This is a genomic window from Roseobacter cerffii (assembly GCF_054226325.1).
The window spans coordinates 896,768-915,703 of the sequence record NZ_CM135757.1; the positions used below are offsets into that span (position 1 = coordinate 896,768).

Annotated in this window: 16 protein-coding genes and 1 pseudogene; 7 read left to right on the forward strand and 10 right to left on the reverse strand. The window is 65.0% G+C overall.

All coding sequences use genetic code 11. From position 1 onward, the window contains the following. Positions 1–65: 65 nt before the first annotated feature. On the reverse strand, positions 66–1,829 hold the full coding sequence (locus ACVC7O_RS04485) for a PQQ-dependent methanol/ethanol family dehydrogenase (protein ID WP_458324887.1): 1,764 nt from the start codon (positions 1,827–1,829) through the stop codon (positions 66–68). A gap of 193 nt (positions 1,830–2,022) precedes the next feature. Here ACVC7O_RS04485 and ACVC7O_RS04490 point away from each other — a divergent pair, with 193 nt between their 5' ends. Further along, positions 2,023–2,535 carry a hypothetical protein gene (locus ACVC7O_RS04490; protein WP_458324888.1) on the forward strand — a complete coding sequence of 171 codons (513 nt, stop codon included), beginning with the start codon at positions 2,023–2,025 and terminating at the stop codon, positions 2,533–2,535. Positions 2,536–2,662: 127 nt separating this feature from the next. On the opposite strand, the gene ACVC7O_RS04495 is transcribed toward ACVC7O_RS04490, so the two are convergent. The 3 genes from ACVC7O_RS04495 to ACVC7O_RS04505 all read right to left on the reverse strand — a co-directional run bounded on the left by ACVC7O_RS04495 (position 2,663) and on the right by ACVC7O_RS04505 (position 5,653). Beyond that, positions 2,663–3,199: a tetratricopeptide repeat protein gene (locus ACVC7O_RS04495; RefSeq protein ID WP_458324889.1), complete on the reverse strand. Its 537-nt coding sequence runs from the start codon at positions 3,197–3,199 to the stop codon at positions 2,663–2,665. Positions 3,200–3,438: 239 nt separating this feature from the next. Then, on the reverse strand, positions 3,439–4,407 hold the full coding sequence (locus ACVC7O_RS04500) for a YVTN family beta-propeller repeat protein (protein WP_458324890.1): 969 nt from the start codon (positions 4,405–4,407) through the stop codon (positions 3,439–3,441). A 79-nt stretch (positions 4,408–4,486) separates the two neighbouring features. Continuing rightward, complete coding sequence (locus tag ACVC7O_RS04505; protein WP_458324891.1) at positions 4,487–5,653, reverse strand: ABC transporter substrate-binding protein; 1,167 nt, start codon at positions 5,651–5,653, stop codon at positions 4,487–4,489. 172 nt (positions 5,654–5,825) lie between these two features. Between ACVC7O_RS04505 and pedF the strand changes: the two genes are divergently transcribed. The 6 genes from pedF to ACVC7O_RS04535 all read left to right on the forward strand — a co-directional run bounded on the left by pedF (position 5,826) and on the right by ACVC7O_RS04535 (position 12,048). Continuing rightward, the gene (gene pedF / locus ACVC7O_RS04510) at positions 5,826–6,512 is read left to right on the forward strand and encodes a cytochrome c-550 PedF (RefSeq protein WP_458324892.1); all 687 of its coding nucleotides are present in this window, start codon (positions 5,826–5,828) and stop codon (positions 6,510–6,512) included. Between the two features lie 18 nt (positions 6,513–6,530). After that, positions 6,531–7,439, forward strand: a complete 909-nt coding sequence (locus tag ACVC7O_RS04515; RefSeq protein ID WP_458324893.1) for a substrate-binding periplasmic protein — start codon at positions 6,531–6,533, stop codon at positions 7,437–7,439. A gap of 75 nt (positions 7,440–7,514) precedes the next feature. Beyond that, a complete protein-coding gene (locus ACVC7O_RS04520; RefSeq protein ID WP_458324894.1) occupies positions 7,515–8,033 on the forward strand; it encodes a CoxG family protein in 519 nt (172 codons plus the stop codon). Between the two features lie 26 nt (positions 8,034–8,059). Then, a complete protein-coding gene (locus tag ACVC7O_RS04525; RefSeq protein WP_458324895.1) occupies positions 8,060–8,545 on the forward strand; it encodes a (2Fe-2S)-binding protein in 486 nt (161 codons plus the stop codon). Between the two features lie 154 nt (positions 8,546–8,699). Next, positions 8,700–11,072, forward strand: coding sequence for a xanthine dehydrogenase family protein molybdopterin-binding subunit (locus tag ACVC7O_RS04530; RefSeq protein WP_458324896.1), 2,373 nt, complete (start codon positions 8,700–8,702; stop codon positions 11,070–11,072). Positions 11,073–11,256: 184 nt separating this feature from the next. After that, positions 11,257–12,048, forward strand: a complete 792-nt coding sequence (locus ACVC7O_RS04535) for an FAD binding domain-containing protein (RefSeq protein ID WP_458324897.1) — start codon at positions 11,257–11,259, stop codon at positions 12,046–12,048. 53 nt (positions 12,049–12,101) lie between these two features. Here ACVC7O_RS04535 and ACVC7O_RS04540 read toward each other — a convergent pair whose 3' ends face one another. From ACVC7O_RS04540 to ACVC7O_RS04565, 6 genes and pseudogenes are all read right to left on the reverse strand, one after another. After that, positions 12,102–12,983, reverse strand: a complete 882-nt coding sequence (locus ACVC7O_RS04540) for an FAD:protein FMN transferase (RefSeq protein ID WP_458324898.1) — start codon at positions 12,981–12,983, stop codon at positions 12,102–12,104. Further along, complete coding sequence (locus ACVC7O_RS04545; RefSeq protein ID WP_458324899.1) at positions 12,980–15,079, reverse strand: 4Fe-4S binding protein; 2,100 nt, start codon at positions 15,077–15,079, stop codon at positions 12,980–12,982. Before ACVC7O_RS04545 ends, ACVC7O_RS04540 begins: the two co-directional genes overlap by 4 nt. Positions 15,080–15,230: 151 nt before the next feature. After that, positions 15,231–15,707 (reverse strand): pseudoazurin, encoded by a 477-nt coding sequence (locus ACVC7O_RS04550; RefSeq protein ID WP_458324900.1) that lies wholly within the window; start codon positions 15,705–15,707, stop codon positions 15,231–15,233. After that, a pseudogene (locus tag ACVC7O_RS04555) lies at positions 15,691–16,377 on the reverse strand (ABC transporter ATP-binding protein); the annotation flags it as partial. The pseudogene ACVC7O_RS04555 and the gene ACVC7O_RS04550, both read right to left, overlap by 17 nt. Before the next feature lie 83 nt (positions 16,378–16,460). Beyond that, the gene (locus tag ACVC7O_RS04560; RefSeq protein ID WP_458324901.1) at positions 16,461–17,537 is read right to left on the reverse strand and encodes a FecCD family ABC transporter permease; all 1,077 of its coding nucleotides are present in this window, start codon (positions 17,535–17,537) and stop codon (positions 16,461–16,463) included. Positions 17,538–17,592: 55 nt separating this feature from the next. Further along, positions 17,593–18,741 (reverse strand): ABC transporter substrate-binding protein, encoded by a 1,149-nt coding sequence (locus ACVC7O_RS04565; protein WP_458324902.1) that lies wholly within the window; start codon positions 18,739–18,741, stop codon positions 17,593–17,595. Between the last annotated feature and the right edge of the window lie 195 nt (positions 18,742–18,936).

The following is an 18,936-nucleotide window of genomic DNA, read 5'->3' on the forward strand; positions in this document are numbered from 1 at the left end:
AAAAGTCTCATGTAAAAAGGGCGCCCCGCAAGGGACGCCCGATGTCGTTTGCGCTCATCCGCGCATCAGTTGGCGCTGGCCAGTTGTTCGGGCAGCCGGAAGGTCCAGAGCATGCCGCCCTGGTTAAGGTAGTTCACCTTCTTGGCCACTTCGCCGCCCCAGAGCGGAACCGCACCGCCCCAGCCGGAGATCACCGTCACATACTGCTCGCCGTCCTGCTCCCAGGTGATCGGCTGGCCGACGATGCCGGAGCCGGTCTGGAAGGACCACAGTTCTTCGCCGGTCTCGTCGTCAAAGGCAATGAGCTTGCCTTCAGGCGTGCCGGTGAAGACCAGACCACCGCCGGTGGTCATCACGCCACCCCAGAGCGGGGCGTCGTTCTTCCACTCCCACTTGATCTCGCCTGTATCGGGGTCGATCGCTTTCAGAGAGCCAATGTGGTCTTCGTAGTTGGGCTTGATGGTGAAGCCCGCGCCGAGATAGGCGGCACCTTTCTTGTAGGTGATGGGCTCGTTCCAGATGTCCATGCCCCACTCATTCGAGGGCACATAGAAGTTGCCGGTGCGTTGGCTGAACGCCATCGGCATCCAGTTCTTGCCGCCGAGGAAGGACGGGGAGGCAAAGATCACTTCACCTTTCTTGCCGTCGGCCGCGGCCGCCGGGTCGCCGGGCCGATTCTCTTCCACGAAGATCGGGCGGCCGTTTTCATCGAGGCCCTCAGCCCAGCTGATGTCCTTCACGAAAGGCACACCGCGGACGAAATCGCCGTCTTCGCGGTTCAGCACATAGAAGTAGCCGTTGCGGTCGGCGGTGGCCCAGCGTTTCTCGCCCGCACGGTTGGTGTAGGCCACGACCTCGTTCACACCGTCATAGTCCCAGCCTTCGCGCGGCGTGGTCTGGAAGTGCCACTTGATCTCGCCGTCTGCCGGGTTGATGCCGATACGGCTGGCGGCATAGAGGTTGTCACCTGTGCCGTCGTTGTTCTGGCCCGCATCGCGCAGCCAGCTGTTCCAGGGGGCGGGGTTGCCGGCGCCGAAGACCAGCGTATCGGTCTCGATGTCATAGGAGCCGCCGAGCCAGGTGGCGCCACCGCCGGTCTTCCACATATCGCCCGGCCAGGTGGCGTTGAGCTCACCGGTCATGGTGCTTTCTTCGCCGTTGAGCGTGCCCATGTGGCCTTCGATCACGGGGCGGGTCCAGACAGTTTCGCCCGTCATGGCGTCGCGGGCCTGCACTTCGCCGACGATGCCGAACTCACCGCCCGAGTTGCCGGTGATCACCAGCCCGTTCACGATCAGCGGGGCTGCGGTATAGCTGTAACCTGCCTTGTAGTCAGCGATTTTCTTGCGCCAAACCACATCTCCGGTGTCCTTGTTGAGCGCCACGATGCGCGCATCGAGCGTGCCGAAGATGACCATGTCGCCGTAGATCGCGGCACCGCGGTTCACCACGTCACAGCAGGGCAGGATGCCTTCCGGCAGGCGCGCGTCATACTGCCAGATCTCCTGGCCGGTCTTGACGTCGATGGCATACATCCGGCTGTAGGAGCCGGTGATGTACATCACACCCTCATGCACCAGCGGCTGGGTCTCCTGCCCGCGCTGTTTTTCACCACCGAGGGAGAAAGCCCAGGCGGGCACGAGGTTCTTGACGTTGTCCTTGTTGAGGATGTCCAGCGGCGAATAGCGCTGGAGGTGACGCCCCATGCCATTGGTCAGCACGTCGCCCGTGGACGCCTGATCATTGGCGAGCATCTCTTCTGTGACTTCTGCATGTGCCGCGGTGCCTGCCAACAGGCAGATGACGGCGGCTTTGATAAACCTGTTCATCGGTTTCCTCCCAATCGTCGGTATGAGGCTGCGCACCTTTCCTCATGGCACGGGACAACCCGGGAGCAGTATCGGAGGAACGGCAGACAATCTAAATTGGCCAAAGGTCGTATGCGGATCGGCTTGCCTGAATTGGGGGATGTGGCCCAGCATGCGCAGACGCGAGGGAGGGTGTGCGATGCGGGTGTGGGGGATGTTGGTCTTGGCGCTTTGTCCGGGGCTCTGTGGCGCGGCGGAGCTGGACGGGGCGACGGTCTATCTGGAAGAGGCGGATGGCACCCGGATCGAGATCGCGCGGCTTGTGGGGCCACGGGATGGGTACAGCGTGGTGCTGAATGACGCGGTGTTCTCCGATCACTTCCTGTCGATGCGGCCGTTCCGCTGTATCGAAGGGGCGGAGAAAACCTGGTGTCATGTGCCTTATCCTTATGAAATCAAAAGAAATATATCGGATAAGCTGACCGATCTGGAATATGATTTCCTCTTCGTCTGGAAGGGCAAGACGGACTACGGGATCGATATGTGGAACGGGGTCTACTACCGGCTGGAGGAGGACGGCGCGGGGTGGATTGGGCGCATGCATGAGATGAACATGGACGTGCTGGCGGTGCCGCCGGAGGCGGGCGAGTTGCGGCCCATCGGGGAGGTCGATCTGGAGGAGGCGGATCCGGACAGCCATTGGCTGCCGAGGATGGTTATTCACTGATGGCAGCCTGTGCTGCGCAGTGCGGAAACTGCGTACCGCCCTCTCCTACGGGGCCGCACGGCGGGAACCGCCGGGCAGCGCCCGCGCCCCCCTCGATGGGGGGACGGGCGCTCGTTTCCTCAGCGGGTCAGAAGACCGGTGCGTATTTCCAGTTGTCGGCGTCGGGCGTGACCTCGTCGAGATCGTAGCCCGCACCTTGCAGCCGTTTGGCGACGGCGAGCCCGTCGCGGGCGGCGTCATCCACGAACTGCCGCCCCAGCGCCTCGTCCTGGGCGATGCCATGGCCGCGCATCAGGTTGAGGCCGTGGTTGAACTTGCCCACCGGATCGCCGAGCTCGGCCGCCTTGCGGTCCCACTCGGCAGCGGCATCGGGGTCGTAGTCGCCGCCCAATCCGTTGTTGTCGAGCTGGCTCATCCAGGTCATCGCACCGGTGTAACCCGCTGCGGCGCAGCGCTCGAACAGCCGCCGCGCGGCCTCATGCGCGCCCTTCTTGGTGATGGCGTAGCCGGTGGAGCAGAGCACCATGCCCGTTTCGCCGCGTTCGGCACGCTCCAGCATCGATTCCCACGTCAATTCAGACGGGTTGAGCGTGCCGCCGGGGTCGGTGTCGTCGGCGGCGAGCGGGGAGGCGATGAGCAAAAGCGGGATCAGGAGATGTTTCATGAGATACAGTTTAGCACAGTGGCGGGGGTGTTGCTGTTGGCCTAAAGTCGCAGGTCTCTCGCGATGCTTTACATATGAAAATCATATACTTGCGTGGAGTAACGGTGATCTGTTCCCCGGTGGTGCCGCGCTGGACCGCCGGAAGGCGGCCCGAAAGCGGCGTCGGTGGGGTGTCGGTATCGCGTCGGTTTTACGTCGGTATCACGTCGGTGCGCGGCGCGCGGGGCGGTAGGGCGGCGTTAACCCCCCGTAGGCCGGAAGGCGGCGCCCCAGGGGAAGCGACCAACCTTGATCGACTTGATCGCCTCGCGGCTGGCCACGTCGATCACCGTCACATCGCCGGAGACGCCATTGGTGGTGAAGGCGAGCGACCGGTCGGCGTTGAAGTCCAGATGCCAGACCCGGCGGCCGACGAGGATGTAGTCCTCGACCTCATAGGTCTCGGCATTGACCACGGCCACGTGGTTCGAGGGGCCGAGGGCCACGTAGGCGTGGGTGTCGCCCGCGGTCATCTCAAAGCCCACCGGCTGCACGCGGTCGGGGTGCACGCCATCGACGGCGAAGTCGATCTTGGTGATCTCTTCCTGCGTTGCCACATCGAAGACCGAGATGGTGCCGCCGATCTCGGCGCTGACCCAAAGCTCGGTGCCCTCCTTGATGAACTCGGCGTGGCGCGGGCGGCTGTCGACCAGGGTGTTGGCGAAGAGTTCTTGGGTTTCTGTGTCGATCCAATGGGCCATGTTGGTGGTCTCAGACGTGGTGATGGCGATTTTGCCATCGGGGCTCACCGCCATGCCCTCGGGCTCGATGCCGACGCTGATCTGGGCGACCACGGTGCGGCTCTCGGTGTCGACCACGGTTGTGATCGCGTCGTCCTCATTGGCGATATAGAGGTGGCGGTTGTCCGGGTGCAGCACGAATTGTTCGGGGTCTTCACCCGAGGGCAGCTCGTGCAGGACCTCGCCGCTGTCGGGGTCGATCACCTGCACCGTGTCGCTGTCGGAGGCGCAAACGTAGAGCACCGAGTAGTCCTTGGAGAAGGTGATGCCGCGCGGGCGTTCGCCCACGTCGATGGTGCGCACGACCTCCAGCGTTTCGATGTCGATCACGCTGAGGGTGTCGTCCTTTTCATTGGAGATCCACATTTCATCCGCGAGTGCGGGTGTGGCGAGCAGGGTCGTGGCGAGGAGGATCGGTTTGCAGGTCATGGCGCGTCTCCTTTTTTGCTGTGGTCCGTGAGGGGCCAGCCCCTCACACTCCCCGGAGTATTTGGGGAAGGGTGAAGGGCTATTGGAAGGCGGTGCAAGTGGTCTCTGGCTGGTCGATGCCGAGCGTATCGAGCTCGGTGCGCTGGTGCAGGAAGCCCTCGAGCGGGGCCTGGGCCACGAGGGCGGCACGCGTTACCAGCGGGATCGGTTGGCGCATCTGGCCGTTCCACGTGCGGAAGGACAGGGGGCGGCCTTTGAAGCCTGCGAGTTCGAAACTGTCCGACAGCAGGTAGTCGCGGATGGTGGTGGGGTCGGCGGATTTGGTGCGGGTGACGGCCTCGCCCACGGCGCGTACGGCGGCCCAGGACGCGTAGTCGCGCGGGGTCATATCGCGGCGTGCGAGATCCTGGAAGCGGCTGTGCAGTTGCGCCGCCCCCCATTGTTCGACCACCGGGGCCCAGGAGACGGGCCGCAGCCCTTCGGCGCCCGCGATGGGGCGGGGCGCCCAGGTGTTATAGGCGATGTAGCGGGCGAAGTCGTTGGCCACATCGGCGATGAGCAGGAGGTCGTGATCGGCCAGGTCTTGGGTGAAGAGCGGCACTTCCTGGGCGGCGTTGCGGCGCATGTCGGCGTCGAAGATCCAGGGTTTGGTTTCGGCGATGGTGAGCCCGAATTTGGCAGCACTTGCTGTGAGGGCGGCGGCGTAGTCGGCGTCCTCGGGCGCGTTGCCGGTGATCAGCACCAGGCCTTCCCAGCGTTTGGCGCGGGCGAATTGCATGAGCGCGTCGGTCTGCATCGCGTAGCTGGTTTTCGTATGGAGTAGGTTGGCGCGGCAGTTTTCGCCGCGCAGGGACATATCCGAAGACGAGGTGTTGAAGAGCACCGCGCCTTGTGCTTCCGGCAGATCGGCGATGGCGAGCAGCGTCTCGGCGGGGGCGTCGAGCACCATGTAGGGGGAGCGCGCGAGGGCCGCGCGGGCCTCGGGCAGGGGGTCATCCTCGGAGGCGATCTCGATCACTTCGAGGCTGTAGTCCTGGCCGAGGAATTGGCCGGTGGTGAGGTTGTCCGACAGGCCCAGTTCGGCGCCCGCCTGCCCGCGGTCTTCGGGGATCGGGTCGAGGTTGGAGAGCACCGGGCGTTCCGGCTCGGCATGGCGCAGCCAGATCAGCGGCACCTGCAGCGTTTCGGCCAGGGCCGCGGTGCAGACACCAAGAGACAGCGCGGACGCGAGTAGATGTTTCAGCATGACTCCTCCCAGTCGGCGACAGGATGACGGAGCGGGCGCGCAGGGGCTATGCGACCAATGTCCAATGCCGAGCGGGGCCGTGAAGTGCTGCGTCACGACCAAGGTCGCATTGTTGGCGCGCGCGGCCTTGCGATAGATCAAGGTCAACTTCGAAAGAGGGAGGATTTTCGCAATGCTGAAAGCGGCAATGACGACCGGTGCACTGGTCTGTGCGGCCACGATGGTGTGGGCCCATGGCGATGTGGCGCCGCAGCCCGTGAACACGGATGCCCTGCCTGATGTGGGCGAGGAGTGGCTGATCGAGAACCCCTATCGCGCCGAGGCGGCGGGGGAAGAGGTGTGGCAGGCGGCGTTGGAGATCGGCGCCTCGGGCTACAACCAGAACTGTGCGCGCTGCCACGGGCTCGAGGTGATTTCGGGCGGGCTGGCCCCGGACCTGCGGTTCCTTGAGGCCGAGGAGTACGGCGATGAATGGTATGTGGAGCGCTTTGTCGAGGGCTATACGCAGAATGGCATCACCAAGATGCCAGCCTTTGGCGAGCTTCTGGGGCAGAAGGCGGCCTGGGCCATTCGCACTTACATCGAGACGCGGCCCGATCAGGACATGGTGGATGAGCGCTCGGACGAGCTGAAAGAGATGCGGGATCAGTTTGCGGCCTGGGCGGAGGACCCGGCGGGGGCGGACCCCGATGCGGCGAAGGCGCGGCTGAGCGAGATTGCGGCGGAGATCGAGACGCTGTCGGGGGCGCCGTTGGCCGACAGCATCGCCTTCCGGGCGAGCAATGTGATCGACGGGACGCCGGTGGCCTACAAGCGCGCGGCGGAGATCCTCACGATTGGCTTGTCAGCGGCGCATTGAGCGAACAGACTGGCGGGCATGAAGCTTTTCTCCCTTGTGATGGCTGTCAGTCTTGGGGTCGGTCTTTTGGCCGACCCTGCGCCCGTTTGGGCCAATGACCCCTGTGCCGATCATGTGCCCCAGGCCAAGCCGCAGAATGCGAGCCGCGATATCGTCGGCCAAGAGCTCGACCAGATCATCGAGCAGGGGCATATGCTCTTTGCGGTCTATGAGGATTATCCGCCCTATTCCTGGGAAGAGGGCGGCGCGGCACGGGGTGTCGATGTGGAGATCGCGCGGCTGATTGCGGAGTACATCGGGGTCGAGCCCCGGTTCAACTTCATCGCGGCGGCGGAGAACCTGGATGCGGATCTGCGCAACAACCTGTGGCGCGGGGCGCTCATCGGCGGGCGGATCGCCAATGTGATGATGCGGGTGCCTTACGATTCGGCCTTCAAGTGTCGGGTCGAGCAGGTGGTGTTTACCGGCCAGTATCAGAGCGAAACGATTGCGATTGCCTACAGCGCGGCGGCCTATCCGGAGGACAAGCCGGTGCCCGCCTATTTCCGCTTCGACACCGTGGCGGTGGAGAATGATTCCATTGCGGATTTCTACCTCTCGGGGCTCGCGGGCGGGCAGTTGAGCGCCAACATCCGGCGCTATCCGGATATGCAGGCGGCGATGGCGGCCTTGGCGGCGGGTGAGGTCAAGGCCGCGATGGGTCCGCGCGCGCAGCTGGAGCATGGGCTGGTCGAGGGGCTTGGCCTGCATCAGCCGCCACTGCCCGGCTTTGCGGTGGGGACCTGGACGCTGGGGGTGGGGATCAACTTCCGCTATCGCCCGCTGGCTTACGATGTGGATGATGCGATCCGCGCCGCGCTTGAGGATGGGCGCATCGCGGGGATTTACGAAGCCTATGGTCTGAGCTTCCTGCCGCCCGAGCGCTGAGGACCTATCCATTGGTCTTATATCGCGCGGCGGGGGCAAGACGTAACGTCGGGACCAAGACAGGAGGAGACCGTCATGGAAATGTCCGGATCGATCACGATTGACGCTGACCGCGAGACGGTCTGGGCGGCGCTCTTGAGCCCCGAGGTGCTTAAGGAGTGTGTGCCCGGCTGTCAGGAGATGACAGGCTCGCCTGAGGAGGGCTTTGCCGCTACGGTGGTGCAGAAGGTGGGGCCGGTGAAGGCGACCTTCAAAGGCGAGGTGCAGTTGCTGGACCGCGTCGCGCCGGAAAGCCTGCGGCTTCAGGGCGAGGGCAAGGGCGGGGCTGCGGGCTTTGCCAAGGGCGGTGCGGATGTGCGGCTGGTCGATGCGGAGGGCGGCACGCGGCTTGAGTATGAGGTCGAGGCCAAGGTGGGCGGCAAGCTGGCACAGCTTGGCAGCCGGATCATCGATGGCTTTGCTCGCAAGATGGCGGATCAGTTCTTCGAGCGGTTCCGGGCCGCGGTCGAAGGGCCGTCCGAGCAAGAGGATACGGCACAGGGTGATGCGGAGGCGCCGAAGAAAGGCTGGTTCCGATCGATGGTGTCTGGTTAGGTGGGGTTCAATCCAGGGAGGTATGAATGACCAAGATTGAAATGAATGTGAATGGGCGCGCAGCGTCCGGCGAAGTCGAGGGCCGGACGCTGCTGTCGTCTTTCCTGCGCGATGAGCTGAAGCTGACGGGCACGCATGTGGGCTGTGATACGAGCCAGTGCGGCGCCTGCGTGGTGCATGTGGATGGCGAGGCGGTGAAGGCCTGCACGATGCTGGCCGTTGAGGCGGCGGGCTCCGAGGTGACGACCGTCGAGGGCATGGCCAATGCGGATGGCTCGCTGAGCGTGATCCAGCAGGCGTTCCAGGATCACCACGGGTTACAGTGCGGGTTTTGTACTCCGGGGATGGTGATGTCGGCGGCCGCACTTCTGAAGGAGAACCCCAAGCCCAGCGAGGCCGAGGTGCGGGATTACCTGGAAGGCAACATCTGCCGCTGCACCGGGTACCACAACATCGTCAAGGCGATCATGGCGGCATCTGGCCAGGACGTGGCGCCGGTGGCGGCCGAATAGCATTATGGCGCGCCGGGGGAGGGTGGCCTGAAAGCCCACCCCACCTGTCAGTTGCGCGCTTGGCAAGACGCACGGACGTCGGCCCTTGGGGCGACCCCCGTGCAACCAACAGGTAAGGTGGGCTTTAGGCCACCGTTTGACAGGGAGGAAAGACATGCCGAAAGATGGAGGCATTGGCGCCAGTTCCAAACGGCGCGAGGACGTACGGTTCCTGACGGGATCGGGGAATTACACCGATGATATCAATATCCACGGGCAGGCGCATGTCTTCTTCCTGCGCTCCGACATCGCCCATGGCACGATCACATCCATCGACACATCTGCGGCGGAGGGCATGGACGGGGTCGTGAAGATTTTCACCGGTGCCGACTTCGAGGCGGTGGGTGGGATGCCTTGCGGCTGGCAGGTGACGGACAAGCACGGCCAGCCGATGCAGGAGCCCAAGCACCCGATCCTCGCCCATGGCAAGGTGCGGCATGTGGGCGAGCCCATGGCCGCCGTGGTCGCCGACACGCTGGAGCAGGCGCGCGATGCCGCCGAGGCGATTGCGGTCGAGATCGATGAATTGCCGGCGGTGGTCGACATGAAGGCGGCCGTGGCCAGTGATGACGTGAAGGTGCACGACGATCTGACCTCGAACCTCTGCTATGACTGGGGCTTTGTCGAAGAGAACAAGGAGGCCACCGACGCGGCCTTTGAGGCGGCGGCGCATGTCACAACGCTTGAGTTGGTGAACAACCGGCTGGTGGCCAATCCGATGGAGCCGCGCGTTGCCGTAGGCGATTATGCTCGCGGGACGGACGAGTCGACGCTTTATACGACCTCGCAGAACCCGCATGTGATCCGTCTGTTGATGGGCGCTTTCGTGCTGGGCATTCCGGAGCACAAGCTGCGGGTTGTGGCGCCAGATGTGGGCGGCGGTTTTGGCACGAAGATCTTCCACTATCAGGAAGAGGCCTTCTGCACCTTTGCGGCCAAGGCCTGCAACCGCGCGGTCAAGTGGACGTCGAGCCGCTCGGAGGCCTTCATGTCCGACGCCCATGGCCGGGACCATGTGACCAAGATCGAGCTGGCCTTGGACGGCGACAACAACTTCACCGCGGTGCGGACCGAGACCTACGCCAATATGGGGGCTTATCTCAGCACCTTTGCGCCGTCGATCCCGACCTGGCTGCATGGCACGCTGATGGCGGGGAATTACAAGACGCCGCTGATCTATGTGAACGTGAAGGCGGTGTTTACGAATACTGTACCGGTCGATGCTTATCGCGGGGCCGGACGGCCCGAGGCGACGTTCCAGTTGGAGCGGGTGATCGACAAGGCGGCGCGGGAGTTGAACGTGGATCCGGTGGAGCTGCGGCGGCAGAACTTTATCACCGAGTTCCCTTATGCCACGCCCGTGGCTGTCGAGTATGACACCGGCGATTACCACGCGACCATGGACAAGGTGCTGGAGATCTCGGATCGCGACGGCTTTGCTGCCCGGCGGGCCGAGAGTGAGGCGAAAGGCAAGCTGCGTGGCTTTGGCATCAACTGCTTCATCGAGGCTTGCGGTATTGCGCCCTCAAACCTGGTGGGTCAGCTTGGCGCGCGCGCGGGGCTCTATGAGAGTGCCACGGTGCGGGTCAATGCCACGGGCGGTCTGGTTGTGATGACCGGGTCGCACAGCCATGGGCAGGGGCATGAGACCTCATTTGCCCAAGTTGTGGCCGATATGATCGGCGTCGATGAGAGCATGGTTGAGATCGTGCATGGCGACACCGCTAACGCGCCGATGGGCATGGGCACTTACGGCTCGCGCTCGATCGCAGTGGGCGGCTCGGCCATGGTGCGGGCGACCGAGAAGATCATCGCCAAGGCGAAGAAGATCGCGAGCCACCTGCTGGAAGCCTCCGAGAGCGACATCGAGCTCAAGGACGGCGCGTTCAGCGTGGCCGGTACGGACAAATCCGTGGCCTGGGGCGATGTGACGCTGGCGGCTTACGTGCCGCATAACTATCCGCTCGAGGACATCGAACCGGGGCTGGAGGAGACCGCGTTTTACGATCCGTCGAACTTCACCTATCCGGCGGGCGCTTACACCTGTGAGGTGGAGGTGGACCCGGCGACGGGTGAGGTGACTATCGAGCGCTTTGCCTCTGCCGATGACTTTGGCAATGTGGTCAACCCGATGATCGTGGAAGGCCAGGTGCATGGCGGGATCGCGCAGGGCATCGGTCAGGCGCTGCTGGAGAACTGTTCTTATGACGAGAACGGCCAGCTTTTGACCGCTTCCTACATGGATTACTGCATGCCGCGGGCGGACAACCTGCCGGAGATGGATCACTATGTGGTCGATCACTCCTGCCAGACGCCTTGCACGCATAATCCCCTGGGCGTGAAGGGCTGTGGCGAGGCCGGGGCCATCGGCTCGCCGCCCACGGTGATCAACGCGATCATCGATGCGCTGCAATCGGGTGGGCATCAGGTCGATCATCTGGACATGCCAGCCACACCCGCGCGTGTCTGGGCGGCGATGCATGGGTAAGGCCCGGTCCGCATATGCGGCGATCTGTCCGGGGGACAGACCGAGGGCCGAACGGGCGGAGCCCCGGTAAGGTGAGCGGGGCGGGGGGCCAGCCCCCCGGCGGCCCTTCCGGGCCGCTCCCCCCGGAGTATTTTTCGAAGGGTGAAGCAGGCAGGGTCCTGCGGAGGCCGGAAAGGACAACGAGATGTATAACTTCGATGTAGAAACCCCGGGCACGGTCGCGGATGCGGTTGCTGCCATGGGCCGGGATGAGGCGCAGGCGCTGGGCGGCGGTCAGACGCTGATCCCGACGCTGAAGCAGCGGCTGGCGAGCCCGTCGGTGCTGGTGTGCCTGAGCGGTGTGGCCGAGATGAAGGGGGTCTGCACCGGTGAGGATGGCCGGCTGTGCATTGGCGGGGCGACAACCCATGCCACGGTGGCGCAGGAGGCGGCCGGGTCCTTCCCGGGGCTTGCGGGGATGGCCAGCCATATTGGCGATCCGGCGGTGCGCAACCGTGGCACCATTGGTGGGTCACTGGCGAACAATGACCCGTCGGCCTGCTATCCGGCGGGGGTGCTGGGGTCGGGTGCGACCGTGGTGACCAACACGCGCGAGATCGCGGCAGATGACTATTTCCAGGGCATGTTCGACACCGCTTTGGAAGAAGGCGAGATCATCACCGAGGTGCGCTTCCCCGTGCCGGAGGCGTCGAACTATCAGAAGTTCGTGCAGCCTGCGTCGCGCTTTGCTCTGGTTGGTGTTTTCGTGGCGAAATTCGCTGATGGGGTGCGCGTGGCGGTGACCGGCGCGTCCGAGGAGGGCGTGTTCCGCTGGTCGGAGGCCGAGGCGGCCTTGTCGTCGGATTTCTCGGCGGGGGCGCTCGACGGGCTGTCGCTCTCGGGTGACGGCATGATCAACGACCTGCACGGCACCGGCGCTTACCGGGCGCATCTCGTGGGTGTCATGGCCAAGCGTGCTGTGGAGGCTGCCGCCTGATACAGCCTGATCAGGTCTGTGGAGCGCCGCCCCTTGGGGCGGCGTTTTCGTTTCTAGAGGGTGATCAGATCGCCGTTGTGGGCCACCGCGACGATGCGCTGAACACCCGGGAGGGCGCGCAGGTCTTCCATCAGGGACAGCGGCGCGAGGCAGAGCGCGGTGGAGAGCGCATCGGCCTGGGTGGCCCGCGCTGCGGTGACCGAGACGGTTGACCATCGCGGTGCGCCACCCATCGGCGCGAAGATATGTGGAGCGCCGTTGATTTGCGTCGCGCCGGGGCTGGAGGTGGCAACGGCGCCGTCCTGCAGGGTCAGATGACCCAGATGCCCATGGGTGGGATCGGAGAGGCCGAGGCGGCGCGCAGGTCCGAAGGCCGCGTGTTCGCCGATGTTCACGTGGATGTTGCTGAGCCCCGCGGCGCGCAGGGCGTCGCTGACCAGATCGGTGGCGTAGCCTTGGGCGATGCCATTGAAGCTGAGCTGTTGGCCGGGGGCGAGTTGGATGCGCTCGGGCCTGAAGAGGACGCGAGACCAGCCGATGTGGGCGCGCGCCTCTTCCAGTGAACTGCCGGTGCTCAGAGCCTGCCAGAGCGCCTGGACGGTGGGGTCGAAGAGACCATCCGTCGCGACATGTATCTCTGTGCTGGCGTCAAAGAGCGCGAGCATATCGGGGGGCGGGGCCGCGAGTTCTCCGGTTTGGTTAAGCATGACCAGCAGGCTTTGGTGGTCGTAAAGGCTGAACAGGGTCTCGACGCGCGCGATCAGGTGTCGCGCCTCGGCGAGGGCCGGCTCGGCCACCTCGGCGGGGCCCCGGATCGCGACGCTGACATCCGCGCCCAACGCCCGCCCGTGCCAGCGGGTTGTGAAACCCGCTGCCATGGCGGGTGCCCCGAGGGCGGCGCAGCTGATCGTGAGGAAGCGGCGACGGGAGATCATTCGGCGGCCACCCGTCCCCGCGTGCCTGCGCGGTCGGCGAGGATCAGCGGCACGCATTGGGCACGGTCGTCGTGGATCGTCACGCAGTCGAGGCAGTGGAAGCATTCGTCGTAACGGATTTCGCCGGTCTGCTTGATGGCGCCATAGCGGCATTTGACCTTGCAGAGCTGGCAAGGGCTGCCGCAGGCCTCGCGGCGTGGAATCCACGCCCGACCCCGGACCAGCCCACCGATGGCGAGAAAGGCGCCCAAGGGGCAGACGTAGCGGCAGAAGCCTTTGAAGAGCACCATGGAGAGCAAGAGCCAGAAAACCGCGTAGGCGACGTAGTACCATTCGCGCACGAAGAATGTGGTGATGGCGGTCTTGAAGGGTTCGACCTCAGCCGCTTTGTCGGTGTAGCCGGGGGCGAGGATGACGACGCCCACGAGGGCGGCGAGCACGGCGTATTTGAGCCAGCTGAGGCGGGCGTCCCATTTGGCGTTGGGCTCGATTTGAGAGATGCGCAGGGCGCGGCCGATGTGATTGGCGAACTCCTGCAGCGCGCCGAAGGGGCAAAGCCAGCCGCAGAAGAGCCCGCGGCCCCAGAGCACGAGACCGACAATCGCGAAGCCCCAGATCACCAAGGAGAAGGCGTCGTAGATCAGGAAGGCGTAGGAGCCGCCCTCGAGCGCTGCGCGCAGGGTGGCGAGTGGCGTGACGATGGAGAGCTGGCCTTGTCCCCACCAGCCGATGAAGCCGGTGACCCCCGCGAGAATACCGAGGCGTATGGTGGTGTAGTGGCGCAGGGCGGCGAATTCGGTTTGTCGGAGCAACAGGATGGCACAGAGGGCGGTGAGCGCGACGGCGGCGATGGCGATATCCATGGCCCGCCCACGCAGCGCTTCGAGCCAGGGCGGGTTCGGGGCCTGCACCACCGGGCGCGAGAAGAAACGGGCATCGGTGCTGTGCGTCAGATCGAGGGAGACCGCGCCGATCTCGGGTTGGAAGATGCCGTGTTCGCGCACCGCCTTGACCTTGAAGGTCCAGTCGGAGGCGGGGTCGAACCCCAGCCGCCGGTCGGTGCGCAGGATCAGGCCTGCGCCGAAGTCCACGGCATCGTGCAGGGCGTCCGGGACATCGTTATTGAGCTCGATGATCAGGTCGGCATCGCGCAGGGCAATGGGAAAGCCGCTCTGCTCGGCGCTCAGCCAGTCGGGCGCGGTGTTGCGCACGAAGTCGTCCGAGACGAGGCCATGGCGGCCGGTCTCCACCACCAGCAGAGGCTCGTCACTGGTGGAGATGGACATGAAATCCTGCAAGGCGGCGAAGCCATCGTCCGACAGCACCGCGCGGGCGATGGACGGCGGGCCAAGGTCCACCAGCCAGAGGTCGAGATAGGTGCCGTCGGGGTCGTCGAGAGCCTCGGGATCGTCGCTCTCCCAGGTGGTGCCGTCGAAGAGCGCCTGGATCTCGGCGTTGGTGACCACCTTGCGGGCGACGAGGCCTTGCGCCACCAGGTCGTCCCAGGTGAGGTCTTCGGTGTGGTCGCGGTTGGGGTAGGCGGGCGGGCCGGCGGAGACGCCGCCCATCTTCTCGCGCGCGATCTGCAGGGCGGCGGCGAGGATGCTTTCATGGGCGATGCGCACGCTCGCGGTGCCCTTGGTCACCCCGTCAAGGTAGACGAGCGCCGAGCTGTCATCGCCCGAACCGTACGGTGAGCCCACCACGAGGCTGTCGGAGATCGAATGGCCGCGATACTGCTTGAAGAAGTCGAAGAAGAGCTTTTCAGGCAGGCCGGAAACGAAAATGGGTTCGTTGTGGGTGAGCAGCTGCACGTCGAGAAAGCGCCCGTCTAGGTCAAGCACCACGAGCGCATTGATCGGCGCGCCGGAAAAGCCGGGCAGGGGCGCCATGGGCTCGGTCTCGAAGACATAGCCTGCGTGGGCGCCGCCGGAGTTCAGAAGCTCGTAGACGCCCTGATCGTTGATCAATTCGCCCAAGGACATCGGCGGTACGATCAGCGGGGCGAGCACCTCGCGCGGTGACGGCTCCGCAGTCGCGGAGAGCGGTCCCAGGACCGCGAGGGTCCAGAGCAGAAGCGCGCGCACCAACATCATGGGCGCATGATTGCACGGGAGGGGCCAACGGGCGAAATGCGACTTTGGTCGGGTGCGGAGCGGGCGTGCCGGGCGGCGCGCGGCCAGCCGCGCGCCGCCCGGCACGCGCCAGCTTCACCGTCAGGTCCGTCGCTGAAAAGGCGTTCTGGCGTCAGGCCTCAAGCGCGGCAAGCAGGGTGCGAAAAGCGGTGCGCGCCGCACCCAGGTGGCGCACTTTCTTCGCGGCGGCGAGGTTCGAGAGGTCATCGCCCACGACAATCAGCCCGACCATGCCCATCTCGTAATGCGGCAGGCAGATATAGCCGTAGATGCCGGGGACGGTGAGGGTCAGCGTGAGCTCTTCGTCAATGGCGCCATTCCAGGGGGCAGCGCCCTCGGGGATCATGCCGCGTTTGGAGGCAGTGTTGTGGCTGGGATCGGTGGCGAGGAAGGTCACGCTGTCGCCCGGGGCGATCCGCAGGATTGCGGGCGCGAAGACATTGAGCGTGTTGCTGTCGCCACAGGCGGCGTTCAGCATCAGCACGCTGTGCTGGCCCTCGGGTGACGGTGCGGGCGCGGGACAGGCCCAGGCGGCGCTGGCAGCACCGAGGGCGGAGAGAGACAGGACGACCTCACGACGCGTAGGCATGGACAAGCAGATCCTTTCTGGGGCCGGTGCTGATCTCCACATCGACACCGTAGGTTTCGGAGATGGCGCGCGAGCGGAGAACCTCTTCCGGCGCGCCTTGTGCGAGGGTGCGGCCCTCGCCGAGCAGGATCAGGTGATCGGCAAAGCGCGCGGCGAGGTTGAGATCGTGCAGGGCGGCGATGCCGATGGCGCCGCGGGTTGTCATGGCGGATTTGATCCGGGAGAGCACCTCGAGCTGGTGGCGCAGGTCGAGCGCGGAGGTGGGCTCGTCAAAGAGGTAGACGTCGGAGCGGCGAATGAGCGCCTGGGCGACCGAGACCATCTGGGACTGACCGCCGGAGAGCTCGCTCACATAGGCTTCTGCGAGATGGCCGATGCCTGCCTGCTCCAGTGCCGCGCCCACCGCGCGCATATCGGCTTCCGAGACGCGCCAGCCGCGCAGCTGTTTGTGCGCCATCATCACCACGTCGAAGACCGTCAGGGCGGCGTTCGCAGCGAAGAACTGGGGCATGAAGCAGATGCGCTCAAGCCGGGTGCGGGTGGGCAGGGTGGCGAGATCGGTCTCGCCAAGCGTGATCTGGCCTGCCTGCGGTTTCACCAGCCCCGCGATCAGGCGGAAGAGGGTGGATTTGCCCGCCGCGTTCGGCCCGATGAGGGCGGTGAGTTGCCCGGGATGCAGCGGCTCGAAACCGGTGCCGTCCAGCACGCGGCGGGGGCCATAGGCGAAGCGGAGGTTCCGGGCGGTGAGCCCAGTCATTGCCAGTGCCTCTTGCGTTGGCCGAGGATCAGCAGGAGGAAAAACGGGATGCCGATCAGCGAGGTGATCATGCCGATCGGGTAGACGATGCCGGGGGTGATCGCCTTGGAGGCAATGGACGTGCCAGAGAGGATCAGTGCGCCGCACAAGGCGGAGAGCGGCAGGAAGCCGCGCTGGTCTTCGCCGACAACCATGCGCGCGATATGCGGGCCGACGAGGCCGACGAAGGCCACGGCGCCGACAAAGGACACGGCGACGGCCGCGAGCAGCGACACGCCCGCCAGCACCGACAGGCGCAGCAGCGAGACGTTTACGCCGAGCGCCGCGGCCTTTTCCTCGCCCATGCGTAGGGCGGTGAGCGCCCAGGCGCGGGACATGAAGTAGGGCAGCACCAGCGCGAGGATCACGAGGCACACGCCCACCTTCGTCCAGGAGGCGCGGGCGAGGGAGCCCAATTGCCAGAAGATGAGTTGCGCCAGTTGCAGCTCGGACGCGCCGTATTGCAGGAAGGCCAGGAGCGCGTTGAAGGTGAAGAGCATGGCGATGCCCACGAGGATCATCGCCTCGGGGCTGACGCCGCGCAGGCGGGTGAAGAGAAAGAGCATGAGTGAGGTCAGCATCGCCAGCACGAAGGCGTTCATGGTCACGAAGAGCGCGCCCACACCGGGGATCACGGACCAGCCAAGCACGATGGCGAGAGCCGCACCGAAGCTGGCCGCCGAGGACAGGCCGAGCGTGAAGGGGTCGGCCAGTGGATTGTTGAGGATGGTCTGCATCTCAGCGCCCGCGACACCCAGCATCGCGCCGACCGCGACGGCCATGAGGGCCACGGGCAGGCGCAGCTGCCAGATGATCACAGCCTCCTTGGGCGTGGCTTGGCCGGGGTCGAGGATGACCTCAACCGTACGCCAGAAGCTCAGGTTTGCGGGGCCGGTGATCACGTCGAGCACGATGAGCGCAGCGAGCGTGAGCGCAGCAGCGAGCACGAGGGTGACGCGGCGCAGGCTGCGACGCTTGTAGGCGGCGACCAGCATTGCGGCGGGCGGAGCGAGGCTCTGCGTTTGATCTGTCATCACGGAGTCCGGAGCTGGGGGTCGCCCGCTGCGCCGAGCAGCGGGCGCCTGTGCGTCAATTCAAAGTGGCCCAGAACTGACCGGAGGCGTCGAAGGGCAGGAACTTGTCGTGCAGCTCTTCGAAGGCGGCCTGCGGGTCGAGATCCGCGAAGTCCTCGGGGTGCAGCCATTTGGCGATCTGCTGCACCGCGACGAAGTGGTAGGGCGAGTTGTAGAACTGGTGATAGATCGAGTGCAGGTGGCCTTCCTGCACCGCGCGCAGCTCGGAAAAGCCGGTGCGGTCGGCAAGCGCCTGCAGCTTCTCGGCGTTCACCGCCGGATCGCCCTCATAGCCGAGCAGGGTCGAGGTGACCTCGGGCTTGGCCTCGGCCCAGTTGGCACCTGTGCCGATGATATGGTCCGGGTCGGCCTCGAGGATGCCTTCGAGGGAGATGTCCACGGAGTAGGCATTGGCGAGCGTCGAGGCGTAGTTCACGCCGCCCGCCAGCTCGACAAAGCGCCCGTAGTTGTAAGGACCGAAGGACCAGCAGCAGAAATCGGGCTGCCACCCGGCGGCGTTCTCGATCACCACCAGCGGGCGTTCCTCAGCGGGGATCGCGTCGACCACATTGGTCACCTTACGCATCTGAGCGATGTAGAAGTCGATGAATTCAGCGGCGCGTTTTTCTTCGCCGAGGATGCGGCCCATGAGCAGCAGGGAGGGCACGGTGTTCTCGGTCGAGTTGCGGCGGAAATCGACGAAGGCCACGTTTACATCCGCCGCCTCCAGCTTCTCGATCAGGCCCGTTTCTTCGGCCTTGAAGAGGTTGCCCACGTCGAGCAGCACCAGATCGGTCTCAGCCTCAAGCACCGCTTCAACGCTGAAATCGCCCGCGTAAGGATTGCCGAAGTTGATCAGCCGCGCGGTGTCTTCGGGGAAGGCGGCCTTGTATTTGCGGAAGGCGTCGGGGTCATAGAGGATGAGGTCATCCTTCCAGCCGACGATCTTCTCGAACGGGTTGCCGTCGACCAGCGGGGCGATGGAATACATCATCCGCCCTTCGCCGAGGACGATCTTGTCGGGCAGTTCGGTGAAGGTGACTTGCCGTCCGGCAATGTCGGTGACAGTGAGGGCTTCGGCTTGAGCTTCACTGGCTTGCGCGATCATGAGCGCGCTGGCTGTAACAGCAGCAAGGAAGCCACGGGATGGCGTGTGAAACGACATGGCGGTCTCCGATGTGTTAAGCAGTGTGTGGCCCTCTTAGCGCGTTCTCTCCAGATACCCAAGTGTTTTTATCAAGTAAGGGGCGCGCGGCGCTGCGCGTGGCGGTGATCTGGACGCCAGCCCTTGTCAAAGCGGGCGCGGGATATGAGATTGTGCCGCACGCGCTGTGATGAAGGAGGGGCGATGAGCACGCCA

Bases quoted from the DNA above. Each gene is read 5' to 3' on its own strand.
- ACVC7O_RS04490 (WP_458324888.1), top strand. From the start codon at position 2,023: ATGTTGGTCTTGGCGCTTTGTCCGGGGCTCTGTGGCGCGGCGGAGCTG.
- pedF (WP_458324892.1), top strand. From the start codon at position 5,826: ATGCTGAAAGCGGCAATGACGACCGGTGCACTGGTCTGTGCGGCCACG.
- ACVC7O_RS04515 (WP_458324893.1), top strand. From the start codon at position 6,531: ATGAAGCTTTTCTCCCTTGTGATGGCTGTCAGTCTTGGGGTCGGTCTT.
- ACVC7O_RS04560 (WP_458324901.1), bottom strand. From the start codon at position 17,537: ATGACAGATCAAACGCAGAGCCTCGCTCCGCCCGCCGCAATGCTGGTC.
- ACVC7O_RS04535 (WP_458324897.1), top strand. From the start codon at position 11,257: ATGTATAACTTCGATGTAGAAACCCCGGGCACGGTCGCGGATGCGGTT.
- ACVC7O_RS04565 (WP_458324902.1), bottom strand. From the start codon at position 18,741: ATGTCGTTTCACACGCCATCCCGTGGCTTCCTTGCTGCTGTTACAGCC.
- ACVC7O_RS04500 (WP_458324890.1), bottom strand. From the start codon at position 4,407: ATGACCTGCAAACCGATCCTCCTCGCCACGACCCTGCTCGCCACACCC.
- ACVC7O_RS04525 (WP_458324895.1), top strand. From the start codon at position 8,060: ATGACCAAGATTGAAATGAATGTGAATGGGCGCGCAGCGTCCGGCGAA.
- ACVC7O_RS04495 (WP_458324889.1), bottom strand. From the start codon at position 3,199: ATGAAACATCTCCTGATCCCGCTTTTGCTCATCGCCTCCCCGCTCGCC.
- ACVC7O_RS04550 (WP_458324900.1), bottom strand. From the start codon at position 15,707: ATGCCTACGCGTCGTGAGGTCGTCCTGTCTCTCTCCGCCCTCGGTGCT.
- ACVC7O_RS04530 (WP_458324896.1), top strand. From the start codon at position 8,700: ATGCCGAAAGATGGAGGCATTGGCGCCAGTTCCAAACGGCGCGAGGAC.
- ACVC7O_RS04520 (WP_458324894.1), top strand. From the start codon at position 7,515: ATGGAAATGTCCGGATCGATCACGATTGACGCTGACCGCGAGACGGTC.
- ACVC7O_RS04505 (WP_458324891.1), bottom strand. From the start codon at position 5,653: ATGCTGAAACATCTACTCGCGTCCGCGCTGTCTCTTGGTGTCTGCACC.
- ACVC7O_RS04540 (WP_458324898.1), bottom strand. From the start codon at position 12,983: ATGATCTCCCGTCGCCGCTTCCTCACGATCAGCTGCGCCGCCCTCGGG.
- ACVC7O_RS04545 (WP_458324899.1), bottom strand. From the start codon at position 15,079: ATGATGTTGGTGCGCGCGCTTCTGCTCTGGACCCTCGCGGTCCTGGGA.
- ACVC7O_RS04485 (WP_458324887.1), bottom strand. From the start codon at position 1,829: ATGAACAGGTTTATCAAAGCCGCCGTCATCTGCCTGTTGGCAGGCACC.